Origin of the sequence: Agromyces sp. NPDC060279 (genome assembly GCF_042726785.1) — a bacterium.
GTDB lineage: Bacteria > Actinomycetota > Actinomycetes > Actinomycetales > Microbacteriaceae > Agromyces.
Window position 1 is genome coordinate 1,706,023 of record NZ_JBHXBK010000001.1, and the last position, 18,061, is coordinate 1,724,083.

The 18,061-nt window shown below is 72.0% G+C and carries 16 protein-coding genes; 6 read left to right on the forward strand and 10 right to left on the reverse strand.

Features of this window, described 5'->3' with window-relative positions:
• Positions 1-20: 20 nt before the first annotated feature.
• Together ACFWE1_RS08115 and ACFWE1_RS08120 are read right to left on the reverse strand one after the other, a co-directional pair.
• Entirely contained in the window at positions 21-1,064 is a 1,044-nt protein-coding gene (locus tag ACFWE1_RS08115; protein WP_376932942.1) for a lipase family protein, read from the reverse strand.
• Positions 1,061-2,479 carry a M28 family peptidase gene (locus tag ACFWE1_RS08120; protein WP_376932943.1) on the reverse strand — a complete coding sequence of 473 codons (1,419 nt, stop codon included), beginning with the start codon at positions 2,477-2,479 and terminating at the stop codon, positions 1,061-1,063. The genes ACFWE1_RS08115 and ACFWE1_RS08120 overlap by 4 nt, the downstream gene beginning before the upstream one ends.
• Before the next feature lie 88 nt (positions 2,480-2,567).
• Here ACFWE1_RS08120 and ACFWE1_RS08125 point away from each other — a divergent pair, with 88 nt between their 5' ends.
• Complete coding sequence (locus ACFWE1_RS08125) at positions 2,568-3,533, forward strand: AsnC family transcriptional regulator (protein WP_376932944.1); 966 nt, start codon at positions 2,568-2,570, stop codon at positions 3,531-3,533.
• Between the two features lie 4 nt (positions 3,534-3,537).
• Here ACFWE1_RS08125 and ACFWE1_RS08130 read toward each other — a convergent pair whose 3' ends face one another.
• Positions 3,538-4,881, reverse strand: a complete 1,344-nt coding sequence (locus ACFWE1_RS08130) for an MFS transporter (protein WP_376932945.1) — start codon at positions 4,879-4,881, stop codon at positions 3,538-3,540.
• Between the two features lie 286 nt (positions 4,882-5,167).
• Here ACFWE1_RS08130 and ACFWE1_RS08135 point away from each other — a divergent pair, with 286 nt between their 5' ends.
• Both ACFWE1_RS08135 and ACFWE1_RS08140 read left to right on the forward strand, forming a co-directional pair.
• On the forward strand, positions 5,168-7,381 hold the full coding sequence (locus tag ACFWE1_RS08135; protein WP_376933083.1) for an ATP-dependent Clp protease ATP-binding subunit: 2,214 nt from the start codon (positions 5,168-5,170) through the stop codon (positions 7,379-7,381).
• Positions 7,382-7,593: 212 nt separating this feature from the next.
• On the forward strand, positions 7,594-8,061 hold the full coding sequence (locus ACFWE1_RS08140; protein WP_376932946.1) for an aromatic ring-opening dioxygenase LigA: 468 nt from the start codon (positions 7,594-7,596) through the stop codon (positions 8,059-8,061).
• Here the strand turns inward: ACFWE1_RS08140 and ACFWE1_RS08145 are convergent.
• A complete protein-coding gene (locus ACFWE1_RS08145) occupies positions 8,058-9,359 on the reverse strand; it encodes an MFS transporter (protein WP_376933084.1) in 1,302 nt (433 codons plus the stop codon). The two genes, ACFWE1_RS08140 and ACFWE1_RS08145, sit on opposite strands and share 4 nt — an antisense overlap.
• A gap of 133 nt (positions 9,360-9,492) precedes the next feature.
• Here ACFWE1_RS08145 and ACFWE1_RS08150 point away from each other — a divergent pair, with 133 nt between their 5' ends.
• The gene (locus ACFWE1_RS08150; protein ID WP_376932947.1) at positions 9,493-9,927 is read left to right on the forward strand and encodes a nitroreductase family deazaflavin-dependent oxidoreductase; all 435 of its coding nucleotides are present in this window, start codon (positions 9,493-9,495) and stop codon (positions 9,925-9,927) included.
• Between the two features lie 12 nt (positions 9,928-9,939).
• On the opposite strand, the gene ACFWE1_RS08155 is transcribed toward ACFWE1_RS08150, so the two are convergent.
• Genes ACFWE1_RS08155 through ACFWE1_RS08165 form a run of 3 tightly spaced genes read right to left on the reverse strand, consistent with a single transcriptional unit; the run spans position 9,940 to position 13,116 of the window.
• Entirely contained in the window at positions 9,940-11,190 is a 1,251-nt protein-coding gene (locus ACFWE1_RS08155; RefSeq protein WP_376932948.1) for an FAD-dependent oxidoreductase, read from the reverse strand.
• Positions 11,183-11,926 (reverse strand): methyltransferase domain-containing protein, encoded by a 744-nt coding sequence (locus tag ACFWE1_RS08160; RefSeq protein ID WP_376932949.1) that lies wholly within the window; start codon positions 11,924-11,926, stop codon positions 11,183-11,185. The genes ACFWE1_RS08155 and ACFWE1_RS08160 overlap by 8 nt, the downstream gene beginning before the upstream one ends.
• An 11-nt stretch (positions 11,927-11,937) precedes the next feature.
• Positions 11,938-13,116, reverse strand: coding sequence for a type III polyketide synthase (locus ACFWE1_RS08165; RefSeq protein WP_376932950.1), 1,179 nt, complete (start codon positions 13,114-13,116; stop codon positions 11,938-11,940).
• Between the two features lie 161 nt (positions 13,117-13,277).
• On the opposite strand from ACFWE1_RS08165, the gene ACFWE1_RS08170 reads away from it, so the two are divergent.
• The gene (locus ACFWE1_RS08170) at positions 13,278-15,620 is read left to right on the forward strand and encodes an arylsulfatase (RefSeq protein ID WP_376932951.1); all 2,343 of its coding nucleotides are present in this window, start codon (positions 13,278-13,280) and stop codon (positions 15,618-15,620) included.
• A gap of 112 nt (positions 15,621-15,732) precedes the next feature.
• Here the strand turns inward: ACFWE1_RS08170 and ACFWE1_RS08175 are convergent, their stop codons facing one another.
• Entirely contained in the window at positions 15,733-16,095 is a 363-nt protein-coding gene (locus ACFWE1_RS08175; RefSeq protein ID WP_376932952.1) for an SHOCT domain-containing protein, read from the reverse strand.
• 9 nt (positions 16,096-16,104) lie between these two features.
• Positions 16,105-16,539 carry a DUF6325 family protein gene (locus ACFWE1_RS08180; RefSeq protein ID WP_243570106.1) on the reverse strand — a complete coding sequence of 145 codons (435 nt, stop codon included), beginning with the start codon at positions 16,537-16,539 and terminating at the stop codon, positions 16,105-16,107.
• 318 nt (positions 16,540-16,857) lie between these two features.
• Between ACFWE1_RS08180 and ACFWE1_RS08185 the strand changes: the two genes are divergently transcribed.
• Positions 16,858-17,181, forward strand: coding sequence for a hypothetical protein (locus ACFWE1_RS08185; protein ID WP_376932953.1), 324 nt, complete (start codon positions 16,858-16,860; stop codon positions 17,179-17,181).
• 99 nt (positions 17,182-17,280) lie between these two features.
• On the opposite strand, the gene ACFWE1_RS08190 is transcribed toward ACFWE1_RS08185, so the two are convergent.
• Positions 17,281-17,934 carry a hypothetical protein gene (locus ACFWE1_RS08190; RefSeq protein WP_376932954.1) on the reverse strand — a complete coding sequence of 218 codons (654 nt, stop codon included), beginning with the start codon at positions 17,932-17,934 and terminating at the stop codon, positions 17,281-17,283.
• Between the last annotated feature and the right edge of the window lie 127 nt (positions 17,935-18,061).

Below are 18,061 nucleotides of genomic sequence, written 5' to 3' on the forward strand. Positions count from 1 at the left end.
GCCGGCATCCGTGCGTCCGGCTACGCCTGCGCGGTGGAGCCGGCGAAGCGCTCGGCGATCCAGTCGGCGGCGAGCGAGGGCGCGTGCTGCGGATGCATCGTGCCCGAGTGGTGCGTCGGCCACCAGCGGCTCGTGAGCTCGACGCCCGCGCGGCGGTAGGCCCGCAGCAGCGCGGCGGAGAGCGGCGCCGGCGCGACCTCGTCGAAGCGCGCGGCGTCGATGCGCACCGGCGCGCGGAAGCCGCGCAACCCGGCCACCTCGTTCGCCCGGAACGAGGCGAAGAGGCGCTCGAACAGTTCGTCCCCGCGGGCGCCGCCGATCCGGCCCGGCGCGAGCGCCCCCCAGGAGTCGGCGGCAGCGAGCTCGCTGAGGCAGCGCTCGTCGAGCTCGGCCCAGCGTGCCGCGGCGGCCGGGCTCAGGCCGTCGCCCGCGATGAGCTCCCGCAGCCGCTCGTCGCCCGTCGCGGCGCCGCGCAGCATGAGCGCGACGAGGGCCGAGACGATCCCCGATCCGGGGAAGCGCACCCCGATCCGCACGGCCACGCCGATGCTGCGGTCCATGCGCGTCACCGGGGCGAAGGCGGCCGTGCCGAGCAGACGGGACGCGGCATCCGGCTCGGCGGCGACCGAGGCGTGCAGTGCAGCGACCGCGCCCTCCGAGTGCCCCGCCGCGACCCACTGGTCGCCGAGCGGGGCGCCGAAGCGCTCGCGTGCACGGACCATCGCGGTCATCGACTCGGCGAGCGAGGCGCCGATCAGGTACGGGTGCACGCCCGGGCCGCCGATGCCCTCGTAATCGGGGCGCAGCACCGCGATGCCGCGGGCGAGGAGCGCGTCGCACAGCACGTCGCCCTGCGACATCCGCCGCCACTCCGGGTGCGAGGGCTCGCCTGTGCTCGGCGCGGAGCGCGGCGAACCGCCCGTGGTCATGTGGCCGTACACGACGATGGGGAAACCGCCCGCGGGTGGGCGCATCTCGGGAAGCTGCAGGAGCCCCGTCTGCTCCTGCACCGCCCCGTCGATCCCGCGCGCGGGGAAGGCGACGACCCGACGCCCGGCCGTCACCAGCGCCCCCGTGGCAAACGCCGGCGGAGCCCGGCCGGCATCGTGCCGAGCCGCCGTCCGTCGTGCCGCTCGGCGTCGTCGACGACGTCGGCGAAGAAGTCGACGACCGGCACGAGCTGCGCCCGGTCGATGCGGTCGATCGTGTCGGCATCGTCGTAGAGGTACAGCGGCCCGGAGATGAGGCTCACGGTCGGCACCCCGGAGACGAAGGTGAACGAGGCGTCGGTGGGGATGCCTCCGGCGAAGAACTCGAGCGCGCCCGCCCCGAGCAGGCTCGTGCCGTGCAGTCCGCGCCGACGCACCGCGCGGGCGATGCGCCAGGTGAACGCCGGGTTCACGTTCACGAAGATCCCGCGCGGCTCGGTCTCGCCGGTCGAGGCGAAGCCGCCGTCGGCGCCTTCCACCGCGCGCAGCCCGATGTGCTCGATCGTCGCGTTGAGCACGACGTTCCAGGGCGCGTCGCGGGCGAGCACGTGCCGCCTCGCGAACGCCCGGTGCGCCTGGTACCCCGTGAAGTGCGTGTCGAAGGTGACGAACAGCAGGGTCTTCTCGCGCTCGGCGCCGGCGCGCGCGGCCGCGCCGTAGCGCTCGGCGAGGGCGATGACGGCGGCGGTGCCCGAGGCGTCCTCGACCGCGCCGGGTCCGATCGAGTCGTGGTGCGACTGGATCATCACGGCGTCGCGGGTGCGGCCGGGCAGCACGCCGACGACGGTGCGCGAGACGACCTCACGGCGGCTGACGTCGAGGGTCAGCCCGGCGCGCGGCTCCCGCCGCAGCGTCGCGCGCAGCCGCGCCCCCTCGGCCCGGGTGACCCACACGCCGGGCAGCGGGAAGAGGGTGCGGCGGTAGTACTCGTTGTGGTAGTTCCGCGAGTCCGGGTAGTCGCGCAGCACGCCGATGACGCCGACCGCACCCGCCTCGGCGGCCTCGCGCATGGTCCTGGCGAGCGAGGTGACGTAGGGGTTGCGACTGCCGAGCACCTCGCGACGCAGCACCCGGCGGCCGGGGTCGTGCAGGAAGAGCGTGAGCGGCAGCGAGTGCGCCACGGTCATGTCGAAGCTGAGGTCGAACAGGACGATCGAGCCGCGGACGTCGTGGCGGCGGACCCGGTCCGCCCCGATGTCGACGACGGGGGCCTCGAGCCGGTGCTGCACCTCGCCGGTCCACTCGTGCCCGGCGAGGCCGGAGTGCAGGATCGGCGAGCAGGGGAACGCCGTGTCGCCGAGCCTGAGCCCGCACGCCTCGGCACGCCAGGCGAAGGACGGCACCTCGAGCACCTCGGTCCGCAGTCCCGCCTCGGCGAAGCGCCGCTCGACGTACGTCGCCGCGGCGGCCCCGCCCGGCGAGCCGGTCGCCCGAGGGGCCATGGCGACCAGGTCCTCGATCGTCGCCATCATCGTTGCCTCGCTCGCCATGCAGCCGAGACTAGGCAGACCGCGCCTTCCTACGATTCCCTGGGCAGGATCCTTCACTTGTCGCGGACATCTGCGTACGATCCGTCAGATGGATGCCTTCGACGAACTCGACCTCGCGATCGTGCACGCACTGCAGATCGACGCGCGAGCACCGTGGACGCGCGTCGCCGCCGCCACCGGGGCCGACCCCGCGACCGTCGCCCGGCACTGGCAGGCGCTGCGCGAGGCATCCCTCGCCTGGCTCACGGCCTGGCCGACGCCCGAGCGCTGGTCCTCGACCACCGACATCGCCGTCGTGCTGCTCGATCGCTCGACGACACCTGAGCGAATCGACGAGCTCGCCCGGCTCAGCTGGGTGCTGAGCGTCGACGAGACCTCCGCGGGCTGGCTCGTGCTCGTCGCGGGCGCCGCGGGGCTCGCGGCCCTCGGCGAGCGCGTGCGCACGCTCGGCGGATTCGGCGAGGTGCACCGCGCGGACATCGCCGCGGCGATCCCCGCGGAGGACTCGGGCTGGCGGCTGCGGGTGCTGTCGCGCGCCCAGCAGCGCACGCTCAGCGCCCCGCCGCGCGACGCGGAGGCGCGCCCGCCGCGGCCGGAGGTGGTCGCTGAGCTCGCCGAGGCGCTCGAGGAGGATCCGCGGATGCCGGCGGCGGCACTCGGCGTCGCGCTCGGCGTCTCGGAGGCGACCGCCCGGCGCACGGTGGAGCGGGCCGTCGCGGCCGGGGTGCTGCGGCTCGGCTGCGATCTCGCCATGCCCGCGGCGGGATATCGTCGCGGCGCCGTGCTCTGGGGTCGCGCGGCCGACGTGGAGGCGGCCGCCGCACGGGCGGTGCAGCTGCCCGAGGCGCACCGCGTCGGCATCCTCGTGAGCGGGGCGCCGCTCTTCGTCTGCATCCGCGCGCGCTCGCTCACCGAGCTGCCGCGCATCGAGCAGGCCTGGGGCGCCGAGCTCGAGCTCAGCGAGCGCTGGACCGTGCTGCGCGAGGTGAAGCGGAACGGGCACCTGCTCGATGCCGAGGGGCGCTCGACCGCCCGGGTGCCCGTGCGCTGGTAGCGGCTCAGCCCGCCTCGCGGGGCGCCGCGTCGGCAGTGGCCGCCTGCCGCAGCCGGGCGTCCAGGCGGTACCGCGACAGCGGCACGAGGCTCACGGCGCAGAGCAGCGCGGGGATCGCGGACACCCCGAGCACGATCGCCCACTGCGCCCCGCCCGACTGCGCGACGACGTCGCCCGCCGAGGCGCGGTACCCGCCGAGACTCAGCACGAGGCCCAGGATGGCGGGGCCGAGCGCGTAGCCGAGCAGCTCGAAGCCCGACCAGACGCCCGAGATCATGCCGATGCGATTCGTTCCGCTGCGCTTCGCGTCCTCCGCGGCGAGGTCGGGCAGCATCGCGAGCGGGAAGAGCTGGGTGCCCGCGTATCCGACCCCGACGACGCCCGCGGCGACGAGCAGCACGGTCGTGTCGCCGGAGCGCGCGCCGAGGAGGCCGATGAGCCCGACGGTCAGCACCCCGCTCGCCACGGCGAAGCCGCGCTGCTTGCCGATCGCCCGGCCGAGCCGCGACCACGCCGGGGTGAGCACGATCGCGGGGGCGACGAAGCACACGAAGGCGATCGTGGCGACGCCGGGATCGTGCACGACGTGCCGCGCGACGTAGACGACGCCGCCGAGCACCATGCCGATCGCGACGGCCTGCAGCACGTACGCGACGATGAGGTTCCGCGCGTCGCGGTCGCGCAGCACCTCGGCGAGCTGCCCGAAGAGGCGACCACCCGCGACCTCGTCGCGGGTGAGCGGCACCCGCCGGGTGCCCCACCACACGCCGAGGGTGCCGACGAGGATGAGCAGGGCCATCGCCCCGGCCATCAGCCGGTACCCGGCGACGCCGCCGGCGAGCTCGACGAGCGCGGGCGCCGCGGCTCCCGACACGAGGATGGCGAGGCTGAACACCACGACGCGCCAGGCGATCAGCCGCGTCCGCTCGCTGTAGTCGTCGGTGATCTCGGCCGACATCGCGAGGTAGGGCACCTGGAAGAAGGCGTACACGGTCGCCGAGGCGAGGAACAGTGCGAGCACCCAGAGCGCACCGGCGAGCGGCGGGGCGGTCGGGCCGAAGAACATCGCCGCGAAGGCGAGGGCGAGCAGGATGCCGGCGCGCAGCACGAACGGCCGGCGGCGGTCGTGCGGATGCCTCGAGCGGTCGCTGATCCGGCCGGCGACCGGGTTGAGGAAGAAATCCCACGCCTTCGGCGCGAACACGATCATGCCGGCGACGGCCGCCTCGACGCCGAGGAGGTCGGTGAGGAACGGCATGAGGATGAGGCCCGGCACGGTGCCGTAGGTGCCGGAGGCGATGCCGCCGAGCGCGTAGCCGATCCGCGAGCGGCGCGTGAGCGCGGTCATGGAGCCGATCGTAGGGGCGCTCGCGCGATCGACAGGCCCGCCTGCCGCGGATCCGTCATCGCGGCCGGGCCATGACGGCTGATCCGTCATCGCGTCGCCGTGCAGGCCGGCGCGGCGTGCACGCGGCGGACCCTGGCGGCCCCGGGGCATCCGGTCTACCGTGAGCGCAGGGGGATTCCGCGGAGGCATCCAGGAATATCGAACCGAGCACCAAAGTTGAGTTCAGTAGACTCAACTTTAGGACGACGGGACCGAGTTCCCAGAAAGGATCGACTGCGTGGCCAACATGCAGGGTGCGCCGAGCTCGCAAGAGGAGCAGAAGTCGGCGCTCGAACAGTACGGCGTCAACCTGACCGACCTCGCGAAGGCCGGCAAGCTCGACCCGGTCATCGGCCGGGACTCCGAGATCCGGCGCGTGAGCCAGGTGCTCACCCGGCGCACGAAGAACAACCCGGTGCTCATCGGCGAGCCCGGCGTCGGCAAGACCGCCGTGGTCGAGGGCCTCGCCCAGCGCATCGTCGCCGGCGACGTCGCCGAGTCGCTGAAGGACAAGCAGCTCGTCTCGCTCGACATCTCCGCGCTCGTCGCGGGCGCCATGTACCGCGGCCAGTTCGAGGAGCGGCTCAAGGCCGTGCTCAAGGAGATCAACGAGGCCGAGGGCGGCATCATCACCTTCGTCGACGAGCTGCACCTGCTCATGGGGGCCGGCGGCGGCGAAGGCTCCGTCGCGGCATCCAACATGCTGAAGCCCATGCTCGCCCGCGGCGAGCTGCACCTCATCGGCGCGACCACCCTCGACGAGTACCGCGAGTACATCGAGAAGGACGCGGCCCTCGAGCGCCGCTTCCAGCAGGTCTACGTCGGCGAGCCCTCGGTCGAGGACACCATCGCCATCCTCCGCGGGCTCAAGGGCCGCTACGAGGCGCACCACGGCGTCACCATCTCCGACGCGGCCCTCGTCGCGGCGGCCTCGCTGTCCAACCGCTACATCACCTCGCGGCAGCTGCCCGACAAGGCGATCGACCTCATCGACGAGGCCATGAGCCGGCTGAAGATGGAGATCGACTCGAGCCCCATCGAGATCGACCAGCTCAAGCGCCAGGTCGACCGCATGAAGCTCGAAGAACTCGCCCTCAAGAAGGAGAAGGACGACGCCTCCAAGGAGCGCCTCGCGAAGCTCCGCGAGACCCTCGTCGAGCAGGAGCGCGAGCTCGCCGCCCTCGAGGCGCGCTGGGCCCGCGAGCGTCAGGGCCTGAACCGCGTCGGCGAGCTGAAGAAGCAGCTCGACGAGGCCGTCACCGAGCGCGACCGCGCCATGCGCGAGGCCGACTACGCGCGCGCCTCGAAGCTCGAGTACGAGACCATCAAGCGCCTCGAGCGCGACCTCGTCGAGGCCGAGCGGGCGGATGCCACGGCCGACGCCAGCGAGGGCCGCATGGTCAACGAGCAGGTCACCGACGAGGACATCGCCGCCGTGATCGCCGCCTGGACCGGCATCCCCGTCGGCCGCCTCATGCAGGGCGAGACCGAGAAGCTGCTGCACCTCGAGCGCGAGCTCGGCAAGCGCCTCATCGGGCAGAAGCCCGCGGTGACCGCGGTCGCCGATGCCGTGCGCCGCTCCCGCGCGGGCATCAACGACCCGAACCGCCCGACGGGCTCGTTCCTCTTCCTCGGGCCCACCGGCGTCGGCAAGACCGAACTGGCCAAGGCGCTCGCGGAGTTCCTCTTCGACGACGAGCACGCCATGGTGCGCATCGACATGTCGGAGTACGGCGAGAAGCACTCCGTGTCGCGGCTCGTCGGCGCCCCGCCTGGATACGTCGGCTACGACCAGGGCGGGCAGCTGACCGAGGCCGTGCGGCGTCGGCCGTACTCGGTGATCCTCTTCGACGAGGTCGAGAAGGCGCACCCCGAGGTGTTCGACGTGCTGCTGCAGGTGCTCGACGACGGGCGCCTCACCGACGGCCAGGGGCGCACGGTCGACTTCCGCAACACGATCCTGATCCTCACCTCGAACCTGGGCTCGCACTACCTCGTCGACCCCTCGCTCACGTGGGACGAGAAGGAGCAGGCGGTGCTGCAGACCGTGCGGCAGTCGTTCAAGCCCGAGTTCGTGAACCGGCTCGACGACATCGTCGTGTTCTCGGCGCTCAGCCAGCAGGACCTCGGCGAGATCGTCGGCCTCTACATCGACCGGCTCACCGCCAGGCTGCACGAGCGGCGGCTCGAGCTCGGGGTCACGCCCGACGCCAGGGCCTGGCTCGCCGAACGCGGCTACGACCCGCTGTACGGCGCCCGGCCGCTGCGCCGGCTCATGCAGCGGGAGATCGACGACCGGCTCGCCCGGGCGCTGCTCGACGGCTCGATCCGCGACGGCGACACCGTCGTGGTGGGGCTCGCCGACGACGGCGAGGCGCTGACCGTGTCGCGCGCCGAGGTGCCCGGCACCGGGCCCGCCGGCGAGGACGACGTCGTCGAGGCCGAGCTGCTCGACGAGTAGCCCGGGCCCGGCCACCGGCATCCATCCCCGGCGCCGCTCACTTCCTCCCGCCAGCGCCACTTCGGCTTCCACGCGCCACTCCAGCGGGCGCAACGACGCCGAAGTGGCGCTGGCGGATGCCTCGACGCGGGTGCGGCCCCTCCGCTACGGTGGGCGCATCGGACGCGCTCCGGACGACCCCGGAGCGGCCGCGCTCCAAGGGGGATGGACGCATGACCGAAGAGTTCGAGGCGGGCGGCGCGGTGCTGAACCGCACGCAGGTGAACGTGGTGCGGCTGACCGGGCTCGCCGGCATCATCGGTGGGATCCTGCTGATCATCGTGGCCGTCGTCGCCTGGGTCGGCGTGTCGTCGCAGCTGCGCGCGGAGCAGATCGTGATCCCGGACGACGCACCGATCCTCGCGGGCAAGGTCGTCGACGGGCCGATCGACGCATTCGTGCAGGCCGGGGTCATCGACATGCACGCGCGCGAGATGGCCGACGGCAAGACGTACGCCGAGCTCGATCAGGACGACCCGCTGCGCACCGTCGTGATGAACGCCTCATTCCTGCGCGCCTCGCTCTTCACCTCGGTGATCTCGTTCGGCATTGCGCTGTTCGCCGGTGGCGCGGGCGTGCTGTTCCTGCTGTTCGGCTGGGCGATCCGCACGATGGTGCCGCCCCTGCCGCGCAATCGCTAGCGCTCGCGCTCGCGCGCGTCGTCCGCCGCCGCCCCGGGGGCCCCGGCGCCGCCGGCCGCCGCGCCGACCGTGACGCCGTTCGCGGCGGGCGGCACCCGGCGCTCGAGCGCGATCGCGAGCGCGCAGATCGCGACGCAGCCGGCGACCATGACGGCGATGTACCAGCCCGACAGCCCCTCGCCCAGCAGCACGCCCGCGGCGATGGGCCCCGTGATCGCCCCGCCCTGGAACGCCGCCGAGTTGATCGCGTTGTAGCGGCCGCGATTGCGGTCGCTCGCGAGGTCGTTGTAGATGGCGGGCACCGAGGGCTGCAGCATGGTCTCGCCGAAGGCGAAGACCCCCATGAACGCGAGCACGCCGATCGCCGCCGCGAGCGAGTCGGGCAGCAGGCCGGTGGCCCCGAGCAGCAGCCACGACACCGCCCAGATGAGCGCCATGACCTGCATGACCCGGGTGCGCCGCCGCCCGCTGATGAGCCGCAGCACGGTGAACTGCAGCAGCACGATGACCGCGGTGTTCACGGCGAAGGAGAGGCCGACGACGCGCGTCGACACCTCGGACACCTGCCGGGCGAACGCCGGGAAGCCGGCCTCCATCTGCCCGTAGCCGATGAACACCGAGATGAAGGTGAGCAGCGTCAGCCAGAGCACGGCCGGCTGCCGCAGGATGGCCCGGTACCCCGCCACCGGCGCCTCGCCCGACTCGGGGTCGCCCTGCGTGCGCACCCGGCGCAGCGGCCCGAGCAGCAGCGCCATGGGGATGAGCGTCGACACGGCGTCGACGAGGAAGATCGCGGTGAACGTGCTCGGGTTGTGCACGTCGACGAAGAAGCCGCCGATGATGCCGCCCACGCCGATGCCGAGGTTCACGAGCGCGAAGTTCACGCCGAAGTACTGCTGCCGCACTTCGCCGTCGACGACCGTGGCGATGAGCGCGTTGAAGCCGGGCCAGGAGACGCCGAAGTTCACACCGATGAGCACGAGGGCGACGGCCGCCACGGCGGGATGGGTCGCGAAGGCGAGCAGCGTGCAGCCCGCGATCATCGCCGCGAGCCCGACGAGCAGCACCCGCTTGGCGCCGTAGCGGTCGATGAGCGTGCCGCCCGGGCCGGTGACGAGGAGCCCGGTGATCGCGATGAGGCTCATCAGCGCCCCGGAGAGCCCGAGGTCGAAGCCGCGCACCTCGTGCAGATAGATGATCGTGAACGGCAGCGTCATGCCGCGACCGAGCGTCTGGATGGCGACGGTGGACAGCAGCCAGCGCCCCTCGGTGGGCAGGGCCTGCCAGAAGGTCTTCATGCCGGTCACCTGAGCATTCTGCCGGAGGCCGCCGACATCCCAAGAAGCCGGTCGGATGAGCGAAGGCGGGAAGGGTTCCGGGCGGCGTACCGTTGGAAGTGCAGACGCAGCCGTTTCGACGAAGGGAATCCCCATGCCGCTGCAGGGCGAGTACGCACCGAGCACTTCCGAGTGGGCGCGCAAGCAGGCCGAGGCCTTCGAGGCATCCGCGGGCGCCGAGGCCAACGAGCTGCGCGGCCGCCCCATCATCGTGCTCACGACGCTCGGCGCGAAGTCGGGCAAGCTGCGCAAGACGGCGCTCATGCGCGTCGAGCACGACGGCGAGTACGCGGTCGTCGCCTCGCGCGGCGGCGCCCCGGAGCATCCGCAGTGGTACTGGAACCTCAAGGCGCACCCCGAGGTCGAGCTGCAGGACGGCGACGAGAAGCACGACTACGTCGCCCGCGAGGTCGAGGGCGCCGAGCGCGAGGAGTGGTGGGCGCGGGCCAACGAGACCTGGCCCGACTACGCGAGCTACCAGGCGAAGACCGAGCGGCAGATCCCGGTCTTCGTGCTCAGCCGGGTCTGACCCCGCCGCGCCTCACAGTCCGCGCATCGTGAACACGCGGGCGAGTGCGGCGCGCGCCGGGGGCAGCGCGAGCAGGCGCACGGCGAGGTTCCGCAGGGCGAGACGGATGCCTCGCGCCGGGCCGCCCATCGCCATGTTGAACGCCGCCCGGCGGATCGCCCGGGCGGCCGCCCGCCGGCGGCGTCGCGCGTAAGCCGCGAACGGCTCCGAGGCATCCGCGCCCGCCGTCCCGCCGTTCGGCGACGCGGCCGCCAGCGCCCCCGCCAGCACGTCGGCGAGCTCCTCGGCGTCGCGGAAGCCGAGGCTCATGCCCTGCCCGCCGATCGGGCTGATCTCGTGCGCGGCGTCGCCGACGAGCGCGATGCGCCCCTCCGCGAAGCGTGCGGCGAGCCGCTGACGGGCGACGAAGCCGCTCGGTTCGACGTCTCCGGGGAGGCGCACGCCGACCCGATCCGCGACGATCGCGGCGAACGCCCCGGCATCCGGCCAGTCGGACGTCGCGGGCGCCGCCGTCGCCGGCGTCGCCGGCGTCGCGGGACCGGCACGGCGCCGGCCCGGTCGCCCCAGGTGCGCGACCCAGCGCAGGCCGCCCGGGATCGGCAGCGCCTCGACGACGCCGCCGGGCTCGAAGCAGAGCCGGGCCTCGGCCGCGGACCCCGCGACGACGCCGCCCGCCTCGGGCCCCGTGACGTCGGCCATCGCGTAGCGGGCGCTCCCCCGGCGCAGCCGCCAGGCGATGCCGAGCTCGGCGCGGAGCCGGCTGCGCACCCCGTCCGCCAGCACGGCGTACTCCGACGCGAGCACCGCGCCGTCGCCGAGGCGCACCCGCACCCCCGCCCGTGCCGAGCCGGCACCGGAACTCGACTCGATCCCGACCGCCTCGGCCCCGCGGCGCAGCGCCCCCGGCCGCAGCTCGGCGAGCCGCGCCTCGAGCGCCGCCTCGACGAGGTGCTGCGGCACGGAGCGCACGGCGGCGTCGCCGGGGAAGCGCATCCGCCCGAGCACCCGCCCCGCGTACTCGACCGCGCCGCCGACGATCGCGACGCTGCTCGCTTCGAGCCGCTCGGCGACCCCGGCCGACTCCAGCACCCGCCAGCCGGGCGCGTGCACGCCGACCGCCTTCGGCCGCGTCGCGATGCGCGCACGCTGCTCGAGCACGACCGGCTCGAGCCCGCGCTGCGCGAGCAGCACCGCGAGCAGCAGGCCGACCGGCCCGCCGCCGACGATCACGACGTCGCATCGGGTGCGGGAGTCGTCAGACACGCGCGCGCCCCGCGGCATCCGCCTGCCAGACGAGCTCCAGCCGCGCCGGGAACGCCCGGCGCACTCGCCAGCCCGCCGGCAGGATCGCCTCGAGCTCGGCCGCGGTGTGGCTGCGCCGGATCGACGTCAGCCCGTCCGCGCGGATGAACGAGCCGCGCAGCAGCGTCGCCTCGAACGGCAGCGTGCCCGCCGCGAACGCCGCGTAGGCGAGCCGGCTGCGCTCGATGTCGGCGTGCACGACGGTGCCACCGAGCTCGGCGAGCCGCTCCGAGTCGGCGAGCAGCGCGCCGAACTCGTGGCCGTCGAGGTGGTGCAGCACGTGGTTCGAGCAGACGAGGTCGAAGTGCTCGTCCGCGGCGGCGAGCTCGGCGGTCGTCGCGTCGAGCAGGGTGAGCCCGTCGAGGCCCGCCGTCCGCGCGGCGGCGAAGGCGAGCGCGCGCCGGTCGGGGTCGATCGCCGTGACCCGCAGACGCAGCCCGTCCGCGGCGGCCCAGCGCAGCCAGAGGGCCGGCAGGTCGGCGGCGCCCGTGCCGACGTCGAGCAGCCGCGTGTCGAAGACGGGCGAGAGGCGCGGCCGGATCCACCGCAGGTAGCGCTCGCGCGGCGCGGACACCGCCCGGTTCACGGGCGTGAAGCGCGCGTAGGTCTTCGCGAGGGCCGCCTCGTCGCACTCGGGGTCGTCCATGAGCTCGACGGCGTCGGCGTCCCGGCTGCCGAGCTCCCGCCACCAGCCCATCGCCGGCCCGCTCAGCCGGCCACGGTGAGCAGGGCGGACTCGACCGTGAGCCCCGGGCCGAAGGCCATCGCGGCGACGCGCTCGCCCGGCATCGCGGGCCGGGCGGTCGCCTCTCCGCCGGGGCGGGCGGCGTCGGCGCCGTCGAGGATGCGCTGCAGCACGAACAGCACGGTCGCGCTGGACATGTTGCCGTACTCGCGCAGGATGCCCCGGGCGGGCGCCAGTTGCGCCTCGCTCAGCGCGAGCCGCGCTTCCACCTTGTCGAGGATGCTGCGTCCGCCGGGATGGATGGCCCAGTGCTCGACGGCCTCGCTCGAGGCATCCGCGGCGAGCGCGGCCGCGAGCCCGTCCTCCTGGGCGAAGAGCGGCTCCAGGGCGCCGGTGATGTGCGCGTCGATGATCGCCGGCACGGCCGTGGACAGCACCATCTCGAAGCCGTGGTCGCCGATCTTCCATGCCATGTCGCCCTCGCCCACCGGCGTGATCCGGGTGGCGAAGCCGTCGAGCAGGTAGGCCGGCTCGCTCGGCTCCGGCTCGCGGGTGCTGACGATCGCGGCGCCGGCGCCGTCCGCGAAGAGCGAGGAGGCGACGATCGTGTCGGGGTCGTTCGAGGCGCGCAGGTGCAGGGTGCACAGCTCGACCGAGACGACGAGCACGACGGCGTCGGAATCGGCCTCGCAGAGCTGGCTCGCCAAGCGCAGCGCCGGGATTGCGGCGTAGCAGCCCATGAAGCCGAGGTGATAGCGCTGCACGCCGGGGTCGAGGCCGAGGTCGCGGGCCAGCACGTAGTCGGGCCCTGGGGCGTAGAAGCCCGTGCAGCTCACCGTGATGACGTGCGTGACGTCGGCGGCGTCGAGGCCGGGCGTCGCGGCGATGGCGGCCGCCCCGGCCTCGAGGTACAACCGGGTGGCGTGCTCGATGAACAGCTCGTTGCGCGCCTTCGTGCCCGGCAGCAGGAGTTCGCCGCTCGCCGCGTCGTAGAACACCGGGTCGTCGGCCTGCGCACTGCGGGTCAGCTCGGCGAGCACGGTGTGCCGGGTCTCGATGCCGGACACGTCGAAGCTCGTGCCGACGATGCGCTGGCCGAGCCGGTTGAGCCCGGGTTGGGCGGCGAACACGTCGCGCACCTCGGGCTGCACGAGCACCGTGGCCGGGACGACGGTGGAGAGGCCTCTCAAGGTGGCGCGCATGGTCCGCAGTCTAGGTGGCCGGTCGAACCGGGCACCATGGGGTTGCGCTCGGGTCGGAGGCTCTTCCCAGGCGAGGCATCCGTCGGTAGCGTGAGGGTGCGGCGACGCTGCCGCGCCGATTCGCGGTCGCCCGCGCGACCGCCTGGCATCCGGGGGGATCCATGGCGAACGAGTCCACAGGCAAGCCGGCGTTCTCGGGCAAGATCGCGCTCGACGTGCGCGATTCGGTGGCCGACTGGGCGCCCTACGAGCGAGCGAAGGCGCCAGAGGGAGCACCGAACATCCTGGTGATTCTCTACGACGACACGGGCATGGCCTCGTGGTCGCCGTACGGCGGGCGCATCAACATGCCGACGCTCGACCGGCTCGCCGAGAACGGGCTGACCTACACGCAGTGGCACACCACGGCGCTCTGCTCCCCGACGCGCTCGACGTTCCTCACCGGCCGCAACCACCACGTGAACGGCATGGGCAACATCATGGAAGGCACGAACGGCTTCCCCGGTCTCTCCGGGCACATCCCCGACGAGTGCGCGACCATCGGTCAGGTTCTGCAGCAGAACGGCTACTCGACCTTCTGGGTGGGGAAGAACCACAACGTGCCGGAAGAGGACGTCTCCGCCGGCGGCAGCAAGTCGCAGTGGCCGCTCGCGATGGGCTTCGACCGCTTCTACGGCTTCCTCGGCGGCGAGACGAACAACTGGTACCCCGACCTGGTGGAGGACAACCGCTTCATCGAGCCGCCGTACACGCCCGAGGAGGGCTACCACCTCTCGAAGGACCTCGCCGATCAGGCCATCCGGATGATCCGCGACCAGAAGTCCTCGAACCCCTCCAAGCCCTGGTACACCTGGTTCTGCCCCGGCGCGAACCACGCCCCGCACCACGCGCCCGAGGAGTACATCGAGAAGTACCGCGGCGTCTTCGACGACGGCTACGACGCGTACCGCGGCTGGGTGCTGGAGCGGATGATCGAGCGCGGCATCCTGCCCGAGGGCACCGAGCTGACCCCGCTGAACCCGATGCCCGAGGACGAGGCCAACCCGGCCGACTGGGTGAAGCCGTGGGCCGAGCTCTCGGCCGACGAGCAGCGGCTGTTCAGCCGCATGGCCGAGGTGTTCGCGGGGTTCAGCGAGTACACCGACGCGCAGATCGGCCGCGTGATCGACTACCTCGAGGCATCCGGCCAGCTCGACAACACGCTCATCTTCTACTGCGCCGACAACGGGGCGTCCGGCGAGGGCTCGCCCGACGGCTCGGTGAACGAGAACAAGTTCTTCAACGGCTTCCCCGACGACCTCGCTGAGAACCTCGCGAAGATCGACGTGCTCGGCGGCCCGGAGACGTACAACCACTACCCGACGGGCTGGGCGGCGGCGTTCTCGACGCCGTTCCAGATGTTCAAGCGCTACTCGCAGTTCTCGGGCGGCACGTGTGACCCGATGATCGTGCACTGGCCCGCCGGCATCCGCGCGAAGGGCGAGGTGCGCCACCAGTACCACCACTCGACCGACGTGGTCGCGACGATCCTCGACGTGATCGGCATCGAGTTCCCGCAGGTGTTCCGCGGCGTCGAGCAGCGGCCGCTCGACGGGGTGTCGATGAAGTACAGCTTCGACGCAGCCCCCGACGGGCCGACCGAGAAGCACGTGCAGTACTACACGATGCTCGGCACCCGGGGCATCTGGAAGGACGGCTGGAAGGCGTCCGCCATCCACGCCCCGCTCACCGGGCACGGCCGCTTCGACGAGGACCGCTGGGAGCTGTACCACGTCGATGCCGACCGCTCGGAGTCGAAGGACCTCGCCGCCGAGCACCCCGAGAAGCTGCAGGAGCTCATCGACGTCTGGTTCGCCGAGGCGGAGAAGAACCACGTGCTGCCGCTCGACGACCGTTCGGCCCGCGATCAGCTGACCGTCGAACGGCCGCAGGCCGAGCCGCCGCGCACGCGCTACGTCTACTACCCCGACACGGGCGCCGTGCCGGAGAGCGTCGCGGTGAACGTGCGCGGGCGCTCGTTCAAGATCATCGCCGACGTGCGGCTCGAGGCCGGCACGGAGGGCGTGATCTTCGCGCACGGCTCGCGCTTCGGCGGGCACACGCTGTTCCTCAAGGACGGCCGGCTGCACTACGTGTACAACTTCCTCGGCATCCCGCCGGAGCAGCACTTCGTCTCGGAGGCGCTGGAGCCCGGCGACCATGCGCTCGGGATGGAGTTCGTTCGGGAGTCGGCGGGCGAGCACGGCGAGTCGATCGGCACCTGCCGGCTCTACGTCGACGACCAGGTCGTCGCCGAGGGGCCGATGCGCGCGCAGGTGGGCAAGTTCACGCTCTGCGGCGACGGGCTCTGCGTCGGCTACGACAGCGCGGATGCCGTCAGCAGCGAGTACACGAACCCGTTCCCGTTCCGGGGCGGCGAGCTGCTCGGCGTCGCGGTCGACGTGAGCGAGGAGCAGTACCTCGACCTCGAGCTCGAGGCGCTCGCCGCACTCGCCCGCGAGTGATCACCCCCTGAACCCCCGAGTTGCCCGACTTTCATGAAAGTCGGGCAACTCGGTATTCGACGCAGGGTTGCCCGACTTTCATGAAAGTCGGGCAACTCGCGTGTGCGCGCCGTCAGGCGCCGAGGAGCTTGGCCTTGGCCGCTGCGAACTCCTCGGGCGTGATGAGCCCCTGCTGCTGCAGCGTCGCGAGCTTCTGCAGCTCGCCGACGAGGTCCACGCCGGGCGCGGCGGCCCCCGCGGGTGCCGCGGCCTGGGCTGCGGGCGCCTGCGCGGCCGCGGCCTGCGCCGCCGCCTGCTGCATCGCCTCCTGCTGCTGGGCCGCCTGGTACTGCTCGGCCTCGTACTGCTCCTGCGCCTTCGCCTGCTGGCGCCGGGCCATCCCGCCCGACACCGCCGTCGCGGTGCCGGCGACCACCGCGGTGCGCGCCGCGAGACCGATGAGGCCCGGGCGTCCGACTCGCCTGATGAACGGCATCGCCGCCTCCTATTCCGCCTCGGTGCTCGCCTCGGCGAGCACCTGGTTCACGACCGGCGCGGGGATCCGCACCGACTCCAGCACGACGCCGCCCGCCTCCGCGAAGCGCGAGGCGAGCCGCTTGGCCCAGACGAGCTCGACCGCGAGCAGCACCGCCGAGGTGCCGCGCTCGATCGTCTCCGCGAACTCCGCGACGTCGTCGTGCCCGACCAGCCCGCTCGCGGGCAGCTCGAGCGCCGTCACGTCGAGCTCGTCGCCGAGGTCTTCGATCTCGATCGCCTCGAGGCCGCCGTCCTGGTCGCGCGAGACGAGCAGCGCGTCGAGCAACCGGATCTGCCCGGCCTCCACGAGCTCCGCCAGCGCGTCGAGCGTGCCCGCCGAGGGCCGCTCGTTCTGCAGTGCCACGACCACGATCTCGACCGGGCCGTACTCGAATTCCGCCATGAATCCCCCCTTTTGTCCGTGAGCCTAGGCCCGCTCGCGTTCGGGCGGAACCCCCGAGAGGCGGCGCAGAGGCCGCGGCAGCCGGCCCACCTGTTCCACAATCGGCTTCGGGTCGCCTGCACGGTACGCGATGAGCGCGGCGTGCTAGGCGGCGATATCCGTGAGCAGACCAGCCGAGACGGGCACGACGACCGGGCGGGCGACCTCCTTGTTGCGAAGCATCGCTTGCCCGAGCGCCTGTCCGGTGCGGCTGTTCCCATCGGTGAATGAAGGCGCTCTCGCCCCCGCTGCAAAGGTCGGAGAGGTAGAATGGCGGTCGTGCACGCCTTCGAGACTGTCCATGCGGAGCCCCGGGATTCTGTTGAATCCCCACTGTTCCGGGTGAACTTCTGGCAGCGCAGTTCTCCCGGGGCCGCGTGGACTTTGGACGCGTACATTGTCACCGACACCCGCGATGTCAACGACGTGCTGCGCTGGGTCGATCTTCATGCCAATGGGCGCCGGTTCGAGGTCTTCGCCGAGATAGATCCGGAGCCGGTCGGAGCGTTCCAAGAACCTCGCACAACTTCCCTGCTCCGCCTCATCGGAGAGGATCCGAACGCTGGTGAATCGGTCCCGATCGGCCAATTTATCAAGAAGTAGTCTCGGACGAGAGAATTCAGGAACGAGGAGAAGGGGGAGAGGGGAATCATCCCCTCTCCCCCTTCTGCATGCGCCTCGCTTTCGAGGAGTTGACTCACGTCAGCCGACGAGATCATCACGCACGAACGTGACGGAAACGGACGAGCTGATTTCTGAGTCATCATTCAAAGCGGAGAACGATACTCCACAAGCAACGGTTCTCACGGTGCCCCACTTGCTATTCTTCGCAGACCCTACCAACGTGTAGCCGGCCGGCGGTGAGATGACGCCCTGAGCCCAGCCGCCAAAACTTGCCGGCCCCTCACTGCAATTCACTGCCCGGTTGTTTTGGAGTGAAGCCTTGCCCACGTTCGTCTTCTGCCCAGCGCCCCATTGCTTATAGTTCGGTGTCGTCCGAATCAACGAGTAGTCCAATTTGAGGCTTCCGGCCGGCCCGGAACAGGTGATCACCGCTACGCCGTTGATCGTGCCTGACACGTGACTCGAAGCATGCACGTACTGCACATCCAGACCACAGGTGATGGTCGCCGCCAAGGTGTTCAACTCTTCGGCGGAAGGGGTAGGTCCGGTAGCTGGCAGCACAGTCAGTTGTGAGCCCTCAGTTGTGAACGCTCTGGCGCCGTCCGCCCCGATGGCCCCGCCGAGGCTTTCCACGGACACCGGCGGCTGGTCGCCCGTCGTGCGCCCCGAAGCGTTCGCTGTGGTTGCTGTCAAAACGACTCCGCAGAATGCAAGTGCGGCCACTCCGGTCATCCCTCTCCGTATGGACGACTTCATCATTCATTTCTCCTTTATCTGTAGGGATTTCCGGGGGCCTTCGGAGCATAGGCGTTTCTAGCCCGCCAGGCAATCGACGATCCTGTCCGATTCATGAGCATCG